This window comes from Marinobacter shengliensis, assembly GCF_030297115.1.
GTDB lineage: Bacteria > Pseudomonadota > Gammaproteobacteria > Pseudomonadales > Oleiphilaceae > Marinobacter > Marinobacter shengliensis.
The window spans coordinates 3,540,600-3,551,562 of record NZ_AP028062.1; the positions used below are offsets into that span (position 1 = coordinate 3,540,600).

Here is a 10,963-nt window from a genome sequence, read left to right on the forward strand (position 1 = left end):
GTTATTCTGCTGGCCGGCTTGATGGTCGGGCCGGCAGTCTTTGCCGCGAGCCCCGGGGGAGATCAGTATCCCCCGACGATTGCTATTATCATCGATGATATGGGCCATAACCTGTACGAAGGGCAGCGGCTGGCGCAGATGGAACAGCCGCTGACACTGGCCTTCCTGCCCTTCCGCAAACACACTACCTCTCTCGCCAAGCTCGCCTATCAGCAGAACAAGGAAATCATGCTGCATGCGCCGATGGCCAATACCCGGCACTTTGGGCTGGGGCCCGGGGGGCTGACACCGGATATGGACGAAGCGACCCTGACCAAAACTCTGAGGCGCTCGCTGCAGTCCATTCCCCATGTCAGCGGGGTGAACAACCACATGGGCAGCCTGCTTACCCAGCAATTGCAGCCTATGGACTGGGTGATGAAGGAGCTTTACCGATACCCGGTGTATTTTGTTGACAGCCGTACCATCGCCAACTCAATCGCAGGGCAAGTGGCACAGGCCTACCAGATTCCCAGCCTGACCCGGGACGTATTCCTGGACCACGAACAAACCGAAGAGTTTGTGGACCAGCAGTTCCAGCTTCTGATCAAAACCGCCAAAGAAAAAGGCACGGCCATCGGCATCGGCCACCCCCACAAAGTGACTGTGGATTATCTGGAGAAGCACTTGCCGAAACTGGATGAACAAGGCATTGCCGTCGCGACCGTGAGCGGCATCTGGGCCATGCGCAATGGCAACCGGGAGATGTTTGCGGAAGGCGAGAAGCAGGCCATTCGGCCTGCCTACGCTAAAGGGGATTAATCCCGAACTTCGATACCCTGTGCCTTCATAAAGGCCTTGGCCTCGGGAATGGTGTGCTGACCGAAGTGGAAGATGGAGGCTGCCAGTACCGCATCGGCACCACCCTGAGTAACACCATCCGCCAGATGCTGCAGCTCACCCACACCACCTGAGGCAATCACCGGCACCGCCACGGCATCACTGATGGCTCGTGTCAGCCCCAGATCAAAACCGATCTTGGTGCCGTCGCGGTCCATGCTGGTCAGCAGCAGTTCACCCGCCCCCAGATCCACCATCTTTTTGGCCCATTCAACGGCATCCAGGCCGGTGGGCTTGCGGCCACCGTGGGTGAAGATTTCCCAGCGGGGTTCTTCGCCTTCTGCACTCACGCGCTTGGCGTCAATGGCGACCACGATGCACTGGCGACCAAAACGCTCGGCAGCTTCTTTCACGAATTCCGGATTGAAGACCGCAGCCGTGTTGATGGACACCTTGTCGGCACCAGCATTCAGCAGCTTGCGTATGTCGTCTACGGTGCGCACGCCGCCGCCCACGGTCAGCGGGATAAACACTTCTGCGGCCATGCGCTCTACGGTTTCGTAGGTGGTGTCGCGGCTTTCACTGCTGGCAGTGATATCCAGAAAGGTGATTTCGTCCGCGCCCTGTTCGTTGTAGCGTCGGGCCACTTCAACAGGATCGCCGGCATCGCGGATATCCACGAAGTTGACGCCTTTAACCACGCGGCCTTTGTCGACGTCCAGGCAGGGAATGATGCGTTTTGCCAGTGCCATGATCTGTCCTCAGTTTTTCAGGCTGTCGCAGTAGGCTTGCGCTTCGGCCACATCCAGGGTGCCTTCGTAGATGGCACGGCCGGTGATGGCGCCGATCACGCCTTTGTCCGCTACGGTGGCCAGGCGCTTGAGGTCGTCCATGTTGGTGACGCCGCCGGAGGCAATAACCGGGATACCGCCCTCTTCCGCCAGTTTGGCAGTGGCTTCCACATTTACGCCCTGCATCATGCCGTCGCGGGCGATGTCGGTGTAAACAATGGAGGATACGCCGTCGTTGGCGAAGCGCTTGGCGAGGTCTACCGCCATGACTTCGGAGACTTCAGCCCAGCCGTCGGTGGCGACGCGGCCGTCTTTGGCGTCCAGGCCGACGATGATGTGGCCCGGGAATTCTTTGCACATTTCGGTGACGAATTCGGGCTCTTTAACGGCCTTGGTGCCGATGATGACCCACTGCACGCCGGCCTTGAGGTAGGCTTCGATGGTTTCGGCGGAGCGGATACCGCCGCCGATCTGGATGGGCAGGTTCGGGTATTTTACGGCAATGGCTTTTACGATTTCGCCATTGACCGGTTCGCCGGCGAAGGCACCATTGAGGTCGACCAGATGCAGGCGGCGGGCGCCGGCGTTGACCCATTTGGTGGCCATGTCGACGGGGTCGTCACCGAATACGGTGGAGTCTTCCATGCGGCCTTGGCGCAGTCTTACGCATTTGCCGTCTTTTAAATCGATAGCGGGGATGATGAGCATTTTGTTCTTCCTATTCAGAAAGTCGGGCAAGGAGTTTGGCGCTCGCACTCTGGAGCAGGGAGGCCTTTCAGGGACACGCTGTAAATACATCCCTGTACGCTTGACTGCAGCATCCCTGCTGCAGACAGTCCCTGAAAGGCCTCCCTGCCCCAGAGCGCTACTATGTGCTTGCCTGCTTACTTTCCAGTCCAGTTCGTAAAGTTTTCCAGCAACTGCAGGCCTGCCCGGGCGCTTTTCTCCGGGTGGAACTGCGCTGCAAATATGTTGTCCCTTGCCACCGCTGCCGCCAGGTCGACACCGTAACGGGTGCGGCCGGCCATGTCGGCGTTGCCGTCGGCTTCGGCGTAGTAACTGTGCACAAAGTAGAAGCGGTCGCCGTCCGGGATGTTGTGCCAGAGCGGGTGGTCTACGGTGTGGTACACCTGGTTCCAGCCCATGTGGGGCACTTTCAGGCGTTCGCCGTTTTCGGTGAGGTTGTCACCAAAGTAGCGGACTTCGGACGGGAACAGGCCGATGCCTTCCACGCCGCCGTTTTCTTCGCTGCGGGCCATCAATGCCTGCATGCCGACGCAGATGCCGAGGAACGGGCGGTCCTGGGAAACTTCTTTGACGAGTTCAACCACGCCCAAACGGTGCATTTCGGCCATGCAGTCGCGGATGGCGCCAACGCCGGGCAGGATCACCCGGTCGGCTTCGCGGATTTTGGCGGCATCGTCTGTAACCAGCACGGTGCAGTCCGGGGCCACGTGCTCTACGGCTTTGCGGGCGGAATGCAGGTTGCCCATGCCGTAGTCGATGATGGCGACGGTCTTCATGGTGTATCTGTTCCTTTCGGTGACCGGTTACAGGGCGCCTTTGGTGGACGGGGTGATGCCCGCCATGCGCTCGTCCATTTCAATCGCCATGCGCAGTGCGCGGCCGAAGGCTTTGAACACGGTTTCGATCTGGTGGTGGGTGTTCTTGCCCTTCAGGTTGTCGATGTGCAGGGTCACCATGGAGTGGTTGACAAAGCCCTGGAAGAACTCTGCAAACAGGTCCACATCAAACCCGCCCACGCTGGCGCGGGTGTAGGGTACGTCCATGAGCAAACCGGGGCGGCCGGAGAGGTCGATGACCACGCGGGACAGGGCTTCGTCCAGGGGCACGTAGGCGTGGCCGTAACGGCGGATGCCTTTTTTGTCGCCAACAGCCTGTTTGAAAGCCTGGCCGAGGGTAATGCCGATGTCTTCCACGGTGTGGTGATCGTCGATGTGCAGGTCGCCCTTGCAGGTGATGTCCAGGTCTACCAGGCCGTGGCGGGCAATCTGGTCCATCATGTGCTCAAGGAAGGGCACGCCGGTGTCAAAGCAGGCTTTGCCGGTGCCATCGAGGTTGATCTCGACAGAGATCTGGGTTTCAAGGGTATTTCGCTCTACCCGAGCCTTGCGTTCAGCCATGGAGACTCCGTCTAGAAAACAGGCTTGCTACTGTAAACATTCAATTCGCAGATTATACCTGTTAACACAGCCGGAGTCCCGCAACCGCATCAATCGCCCTGATAGCTCAGAACGCGTTCTTCAGGTTGTTCATGTAGGTGTCTACAAGGCTGTTGAACTCGTGTTTGATGACCGGGCTGATGGCCAGCTTGAGCAGGCTGGGCAGGGGCACTGTCAGTTGGGCGCTGGTCTGGAAACGCACTTTGGTTGAGTTGTCGCCGTTGGCAGTGAGTGTCCAGGCGCCGCTGACCACGCCGTTGCCTTCGCCTTTTACCGGCTCCCAGGTGATCTTTCCGTTGTCTTTGTCTGCGTGATAGGTGCAGGCATACACAGACTGGATGGCGTGCTTGTCGACACCCACTTTTTCCATTTCCCAGCGGTAGGCGTTACCACCGAGATCAACCAGCTTATCTACTTTCGGGAAGTGGCTGGCAGATTTGGGGACGTCTGCCAACAGATCGAATACTTCGTTATAGCCTGCCGGAATCTCCAGGTCCCGGTTCAGCTCAATCGATACGGTAATGGCCACAGCCGACTCCTTCTTGTGCTTATTTATGTGCCGGGCGTTCGCGCCGGCCTCGGAAAAGAGGGTATTTTGAACCAAGACTAACGCATTGTCATATTCCTGCACTGTTAATTTACTAACCCTGCGTTATCCTTTGGGTTATTCATCCGTAATAGTCAGGTACCACACCCTGCCGGGAAGACAAGGAACTCGTACCATGAAAGTTATTCGCTATGCGCTTTATGCCGTGATCGCCCTGATTGTGCTGGCGGTCGCCGCTATTGCCATTGCCGTTGCCGTCATCAATCCGAATGATTACAAGCCCCAGATTGAGGCTGCGGTTGAGAAACACACCAACCTGGATCTAATTCTGGAAGGCGACATTGGCTGGTCTTTCATTCCTCTGGGCCTTGAGCTGAACGATGTCGAGGCCACTCTGGAAGGCGAGCGGCTGGTTGCGCTGGAGCGATTGGTTGCCCAGATCGATTTCTGGTCGCTGATTGCCATGGCGCCGCGGGTGAATACCTTCCTGCTGGACGGCCTGGATGCGCGACTGGTGGTGAACGAACAGGGCGAGGGTAACTGGACGCGAATCATGCCCGAAGGTGAACCCGCCGAGGCGCCTGAACCGGCGGCAGCGGAGCCCGACACAGCATCCGAGGAAGCCGCGGGCGGCGAGATGCTCGACTTCAACGTTGAAAACATCGAAATCACCAACGCCCGGATTCACTACAACGACCTGGGCACCGGCCAGTCTGTGACCCTGCAAGATTTCACGGTTTCCGCCAGCAATATCACCCTGGGCTCCGAATTCCCCCTCGACATTCGCTTCAAGGTGGAAACCGCCCAACCGCAATTTGCTGTTGATGGCGGCATCAGTGCCCGTGTGAACGCCAATCAGGCGCTGAACGAATTTGCGGTATCCGGCCTCAAAGCCGTCTTTGACATGAACGGCGAACCGTTCGGTGGCAAATCCGTGAAGGCGGAAGTGGCCGGCTCGCTGCAGGCCAATCTGGAGGAGGAAACCGCCTCTCTAAACGATTTCACCGCCAGCCTGGCTAACCTGAAGCTGAGCACCAACCTGAATATCAGGGGTTTCGGCGATCAGCCAGCACTGGATGGCCGCCTGGAGATTGCCAGTTTCTCGCTCAAGCAACTTCTGAGCAATCTGGGCCAGCCGGCAATAGAAACCGACGATCCGGATGTGCTCAAAGCCATTGCACTGTCCACCAACCTTGGCGGCCAGCCGGGCACCGTTGCCCTGAGCGACCTGAAAATCACCCTGGATGACACCACCTTCAACGGCGGCGGCAGCTACAATCTGACCAACGGCGGGCTCACCTTTAACCTGCAGGGCGACAAGATCAACGCCGACCGTTACCTGCCGCCAGCCTCCGATGAAGAAGAGGCGGCTCCACAGCAAACCGCCGAAGCGGGTCCGGAAGGCGACCTGTTGCCACTGGAAACCCTTCGTGACCTGCTGCTGGATATCGATTTTGGCCTGGGCGAGCTGATCATCAGCAACCTGACCATCAACGAGATCAAGGCCAGCACCACCGCCAAAGACGGCCTGCTGCAAGTGGATGAGTTCAGCGGCAAACTCTATGACGGCAGCTTCGGCGCCAACGTCACCATCGATGCCCGCACAGACAATCCGAAATGGCGGGTTCGTTCTGATGTGACCAACGTAAAAACCTTGCCGTTGCTTACCGACCTTGCCGAGGTAGACATGCTGTCCGGCGCGGCCAACCTGAAAGTGGCTGTCGACACCAACGGCAACCGCGTCTCTACCCTGCGCAACAACGCCAAGGGCGAGATCAGCTTTAATCTGGCCGAGGGCATGCTGCGCAACATGAACCTGACACGCATGGCCTGCCAGGGCATTGCTCTGGCCAACCAGGAAACCCTGGGCACCACCGACTGGGGCACCCACACACCCTTCAACGATATGCGCGGCACCCTGAAAATTGATGGCAACACCCTGAACAACACCGACCTGGTTGCCGCACTCGCCGGTATGCGCCTGGAAGGCGACGGCACGGTAGACATGGAGCAGAGCCAGCTGGATTACGAACTGGGACTCAGAATTGTCGGCGAGATTCACCGTGACAATGCCTGCCGGGTTACCGAATACGTTCAGAACGTGGTGATTCCGGTTGAATGTCGCGGCAATTTCGTTGAGAACCCCGCAGGCCTGTGCTCATTCGACGGATCACGTTTCCGTGACACCCTGAAAGACATCGCCGCCAATGCGGCCCGCGCAAAGGTTCGGGAAGAGACAGATCGCGCCAAACAGCGGGCCGAAGAGAAGGCTCGCGAGGAAATCGACAAGCGCCTGGGCGAAGACGGCGAGCGTGTGCGGGATGCCGTTCGGGGGCTGTTCAACCGATGAGTGACCGGTTCGCCGACCAGCTTTTGACGTGGTACGACCAGCACGGCAGGCACAACCTGCCGTGGCACCATAACCGCAACGCCTACCGGGTGTGGGTCTCTGAGATCATGCTTCAGCAGACCCAGGTCACCACCGTCATCCCCTACTTCGAAGCCTTTATGGTGAGCTTTCCGGATGTGCATGCCCTGGCCTCCGCACCGGAAGACGATGTGCTCAGCCACTGGTCCGGCCTTGGCTACTATGCCCGCGCCCGCAACCTGCATAAAGCCGCCAAACAGGTGGTTGAGGAATTCGGGGGCGAGTTCCCCTGCAACCAGGAGCAACTCGAATCCCTCACCGGCATTGGCCGCTCAACCGCTGCGGCCATCATTGCCCAGGCCTTCGGAAAACGGGCCACCATTCTGGATGGCAATGTAAAACGGGTTCTCGCCCGCTATCACGCTGTACCCGGCTGGCCCGGGCAAACCCAGGTGCTCAACACACTCTGGGAACACGCAGAAACACACACGCCCCAAGATCGCGCCCGGGACTACACCCAGGCCATTATGGACCTGGGCGCCATGGTCTGCACCCGCAGCAAACCCGTCTGCGACTCCTGCCCTATCAGCGATGGCTGTGCAGCCAGAGCCCACAGCGAGGTGAAGCTCTACCCTGGTTCAAAACCGAAGAAAGCCAAACCAGAGAGAACCACCTGGATGCTGATCCTGGAAGATGCAGAAGGCCGGATATTGCTGGAGCGCAGACCACCCAGCGGCATCTGGGGCGGCCTGTGGAGCCTGCCGGAGCTGGACCCGGCCTACAGCTCGGAAGAACTGCAGGAAGCCTGCGAGAAAGAACTGGGCATCACCTGCCAGAACCCGGACCTGATCAGCAGCTTTCGGCATACGTTCAGCCATTACCACCTGCACATCCAACCCGCGCGACTGCCAGTCATAGACGTATCCGGCATCGCCGATTCCGACAGGCACCGCTGGCTGCATCGTGATGAAGCATTGTCTCTGGGCTTGCCTGCCCCTATTCGCACCCTGCTGACAGAACCGGAGCAAGCCGCCCTGCTCTGACCCCAGCAATTGCCGATGCTCAAGTCACACCCGGAACTGATCTGTTATCATTCGCCAAACTGAACATCAACACAGGAGCCGCCATGAGCCGCACCGTATTCTGCCGCAAATACCAGAAAGAAATGGAAGGCCTGGCCATGCCCCCCATGCCCGGCCCCAAAGGCCAGGAGATCTATGACAACGTCTCCAGGCAGGCCTGGGAAGAATGGCAAAACCAGCAGACCATGCTGATCAACGAAAAGCACCTGAGCATGATGGACCCGAACAACCGGAAATACCTTCAGGCACAGATGGAACGCTTCTTCAACAACGAGCCATTCGACAAGGCCGAGGGCTACGTTCCACCGGAAAAATAGCCAAACTGATCAAGGCCTGAACAACCGGAAAAGATTCTGAAAATTTTTGCCGGGCGGCCTTGACTACCCAACCCTAAACCGGTTTAATAGCGCCCCGTTGCAGCACATAGCTCAACACGCCCGGATAGCTCAGTTGGTAGAGCAGGGGATTGAAAATCCCCGTGTCGGTGGTTCGATTCCGCCTCCGGGCACCATTAAGAATTCAGACAGACCCCGCCTTGTGCGGGTTTTGTTGTTTCTGCCCTCTCCGTTTCTTCCTGACTATCTCACCACATCCCCCAAAAGCGACAACTCCGCCGCTATGTAATGGCCAATCATACTCGCCAGTCCGTCCGCCATTTCATCGAAACTGACCATCGGGTCCGGGTCCGACAAATGGCGGATAACGGCGAATATGCCGCCATTAATTCCAATGTAGGTGATCGCTGGAATGCGGCTAACCCGAAGGGTTTCCGGGTGCTCCATCAGGTAGCGCATGATGACGTTGTTGAGCACCTTGTAGAGCGGGTCCAGGTGGAGTTCAAAGTCCACCGCCATGGCGTATCGCACACACTTGAGGTACCGGCCATCGTCCTGCTCAAGAAAACTCCGGAACTGGTTCAGCAATGTGCGAATCGCCTCATCAATGGGCATCTGTACCAGTGTTGGCGTTAACGGCTTGATCATCGCCGCTGTGTCGGAGATGAAGCGTTGGCTCATGGCGTTGAAGATCGCCTGTTTGTTCTCGAAGTATTCATACAGCGAACCTACCCCCACGCCTGCTATTTCAGCGATGTGACGTGTTGTGGTGTCGGCAGGCCCCCGCTGACTCAGGGCAATAAACCCGGCTTCAACAATCGCATCCACCGTGGCGCGCGAGCGATCCTGTTTTGGTTTCCTGGGCATAATTTTCCGAATTGAATCCGAACAAGCGTTCGCTCTAATCTGCAGTCAGCTGGGCGCGAACACAAGCAGGGCAAGGCTTTCAGGCCTATTCGGCACTGGTTTTGTCCCTTTCGGGCGGCACAAGCCCTGGCAGCGTCACACTTACGTCAAAACTGCGGAAATCCTCATGCTTAAAAACTCTCTGACTAAAAATGCCCGTGCAGTCATCACTGGCAGCGGCAGCGGCATCGGCAAAGCGCTGGCATTGGAACTCGCCCGGCGCGGGGGCCTTGTGGTGTGCTCTGACATCAATCTGGACGCCGCGGAACAAACCGCCAGCGAAGTCCGCCGCCTTGGTGGCCAGGCCTGGGCGGTCGCCTGCGATGTCAGCAAGCTGGAGGAGGTACAGGCGCTGGCTGATAAAGCCGACGAGCTGCTGCCAGAACCGGTCAACCTGGTCATCAACAACGCCGGTGTTGGCGTAGGTGGCAAAACCATCGGCAAAACATCGATCGAAGACTGGGAGTGGACGGTCAACATCAACCTGTGGGGCGTGGTCTATGGCTGCCACGTGTTCGCCCCCGGGCTGCGCCTGCAGGAGCAGGCCGGCATTATCAATGTGGCCTCAACCGCCAGTTTCTCCGCGGCACCGCTCATGGGCCCCTATAACGCCACCAAGGCCGCCGCGCTGGCGATATCAGAAACCCTGGCAGCGGAGCTCTCGGGCACCGGCGTCAGCGTCACCGCGCTGTGCCCTACCCTCGTGAAAACCAACATCTCGGCCAACGGCCGCATACAGGGCGAATCCAATGACCTGTTTAACCGCTTGATGGACCGCATCGGCATGTCCGCCGACAAGGTTGCTCGCATGGCTCTGGATGGCCTGGATAACAAACAGCTTTACGTTATGCCACAGGTCGATGCCCGCATGATCTGGCGAATCAAACGTCTGCTGCCGAATTCCTATGCGGCGATTACTGGGCTTATTAATCGCCGGATGACGTCCAAATTCGTCTGATGACAGGCCTTAACACTCCCCACAAGCCAGGAGACTGACATGGCAAAGATTGATCTCGATAACATGCTGGAAAAGATCAAAAACACTCAGTGGAGCCTGTCGGATGTCGACTGGGATGCTCCGGGCGCTGAGCTGATTACCCCTGAACAGTGGCCAAAACTGAAAGCCTTCATGGCAGACCTGATGTGGATCGAGCACGTGGGTGCCAGGGCCTTTGCCGCCATGGCCAAGAAAGCGCCGGACGACACTCTGCGCCAGATCTACACCTATTTCCACGCTGAAGAACAGCGCCACGCCAACGCCGAAATGGCGTTAATGAAACGCTGGGGCATGCTGGAAGATGGCGAATTGCCGGAGCCGAACAACAACCTGAGGCTGGTCATCGAGTGGCTGGACAGGTTTGCCGATGATCAGCCGGTCTATGTGTTAGGCACCGTGGTACCCATGCTGGAAATCGCGCTCGACGGCGCGCTGTGCAAGTTCCTTCTCGATACGGTAGACGACCCGGTGTGCCATCAAGCCTTCGAACTGATCAATGGTGATGAGGCCCGCCACCTTGGCGTGGGTTTCACCGTGATGGAAATGCAGGGCCATGGCAAAACCTACATCGAGCTTATTCGGATGACCGCGCAGCTGATGGACCCGAGACTGATTCTGGGCATTGCCTCTTACTTTCCGCTGCTTAACAAGATGCGGGACAACATTGTCGAGATGGGCTTGCCTGAGGAGAAGCTGTACGAGGCCATGCGCAAATTCGAAAAGATCGGAGGGCGCACTGGGGACGGCCGAAGGAACCCCTGGTTCCAGATCATCAAGCACCACGGCCGGTTCGTGGTCGACCGCAAAAAACGCTTCTACCACGCGCCCATTGATGCCCTGGTGAAGGTGGCTGACGTCATTCCAAGGAAGGCGTTTCCGGCCGTACCCAGCTGGGTCAAAGAGATCACCTATCACCCGACCGCCTGACCACCGTT

Annotated in this window: 12 protein-coding genes and 1 tRNA gene; 7 read left to right on the forward strand and 6 right to left on the reverse strand. The window is 58.2% G+C overall.

Annotated elements, in window-relative coordinates; genetic code table 11:
- Positions 1–21: 21 nt before the first annotated feature.
- Positions 22–801: a divergent polysaccharide deacetylase family protein gene (locus tag QUE75_RS16260; RefSeq protein ID WP_152439683.1), complete on the forward strand. Its 780-nt coding sequence runs from the start codon at positions 22–24 to the stop codon at positions 799–801.
- Here QUE75_RS16260 and hisF read toward each other — a convergent pair.
- From hisF to QUE75_RS16285, 5 genes are all read right to left on the reverse strand, one after another.
- Positions 798–1,571 carry an imidazole glycerol phosphate synthase subunit HisF gene (gene hisF, locus QUE75_RS16265; RefSeq protein WP_072676352.1) on the reverse strand — a complete coding sequence of 258 codons (774 nt, stop codon included), beginning with the start codon at positions 1,569–1,571 and terminating at the stop codon, positions 798–800. The genes QUE75_RS16260 and hisF overlap by 4 nt on opposite strands.
- A 9-nt stretch (positions 1,572–1,580) precedes the next feature.
- Complete coding sequence (gene hisA / locus QUE75_RS16270) at positions 1,581–2,318, reverse strand: 1-(5-phosphoribosyl)-5-[(5-phosphoribosylamino)methylideneamino]imidazole-4-carboxamide isomerase (RefSeq protein ID WP_152439019.1); 738 nt, start codon at positions 2,316–2,318, stop codon at positions 1,581–1,583.
- A gap of 176 nt (positions 2,319–2,494) precedes the next feature.
- Complete coding sequence (gene hisH / locus QUE75_RS16275; RefSeq protein WP_061332988.1) at positions 2,495–3,133, reverse strand: imidazole glycerol phosphate synthase subunit HisH; 639 nt, start codon at positions 3,131–3,133, stop codon at positions 2,495–2,497.
- Positions 3,134–3,160: 27 nt separating this feature from the next.
- On the reverse strand, positions 3,161–3,754 hold the full coding sequence (gene hisB / locus QUE75_RS16280; protein ID WP_058090483.1) for an imidazoleglycerol-phosphate dehydratase HisB: 594 nt from the start codon (positions 3,752–3,754) through the stop codon (positions 3,161–3,163).
- A gap of 106 nt (positions 3,755–3,860) precedes the next feature.
- A complete protein-coding gene (locus tag QUE75_RS16285; RefSeq protein WP_106694642.1) occupies positions 3,861–4,322 on the reverse strand; it encodes an SRPBCC family protein in 462 nt (153 codons plus the stop codon).
- A gap of 193 nt (positions 4,323–4,515) precedes the next feature.
- On the opposite strand from QUE75_RS16285, the gene QUE75_RS16290 reads away from it, so the two are divergent.
- From QUE75_RS16290 to QUE75_RS16305, 4 genes are all read left to right on the forward strand, one after another.
- Positions 4,516–6,690 (forward strand): AsmA family protein, encoded by a 2,175-nt coding sequence (locus QUE75_RS16290; protein WP_286251802.1) that lies wholly within the window; start codon positions 4,516–4,518, stop codon positions 6,688–6,690.
- Positions 6,687–7,751: an A/G-specific adenine glycosylase gene (mutY, locus tag QUE75_RS16295; RefSeq protein WP_286251804.1), complete on the forward strand. Its 1,065-nt coding sequence runs from the start codon at positions 6,687–6,689 to the stop codon at positions 7,749–7,751. Before QUE75_RS16290 ends, mutY begins: the two co-directional genes overlap by 4 nt.
- An 83-nt stretch (positions 7,752–7,834) precedes the next feature.
- Entirely contained in the window at positions 7,835–8,107 is a 273-nt protein-coding gene (locus QUE75_RS16300) for an oxidative damage protection protein (protein ID WP_061332992.1), read from the forward strand.
- 118 nt (positions 8,108–8,225) lie between these two features.
- Positions 8,226–8,301: transfer RNA gene (locus tag QUE75_RS16305), tRNA-Phe, on the forward strand.
- Positions 8,302–8,368: 67 nt separating this feature from the next.
- Here the strand turns inward: QUE75_RS16305 and QUE75_RS16310 are convergent.
- Positions 8,369–8,992: a TetR/AcrR family transcriptional regulator gene (locus QUE75_RS16310; protein ID WP_106694097.1), complete on the reverse strand. Its 624-nt coding sequence runs from the start codon at positions 8,990–8,992 to the stop codon at positions 8,369–8,371.
- Positions 8,993–9,158: 166 nt separating this feature from the next.
- Between QUE75_RS16310 and QUE75_RS16315 the strand changes: the two genes are divergently transcribed.
- A complete protein-coding gene (locus QUE75_RS16315) occupies positions 9,159–9,989 on the forward strand; it encodes an SDR family NAD(P)-dependent oxidoreductase (protein ID WP_286251806.1) in 831 nt (276 codons plus the stop codon).
- 39 nt (positions 9,990–10,028) lie between these two features.
- On the forward strand, positions 10,029–10,955 hold the full coding sequence (locus QUE75_RS16320; RefSeq protein ID WP_106694099.1) for a ferritin family protein: 927 nt from the start codon (positions 10,029–10,031) through the stop codon (positions 10,953–10,955).
- The last annotated feature ends 8 nt before the right edge of the window (positions 10,956–10,963 follow it).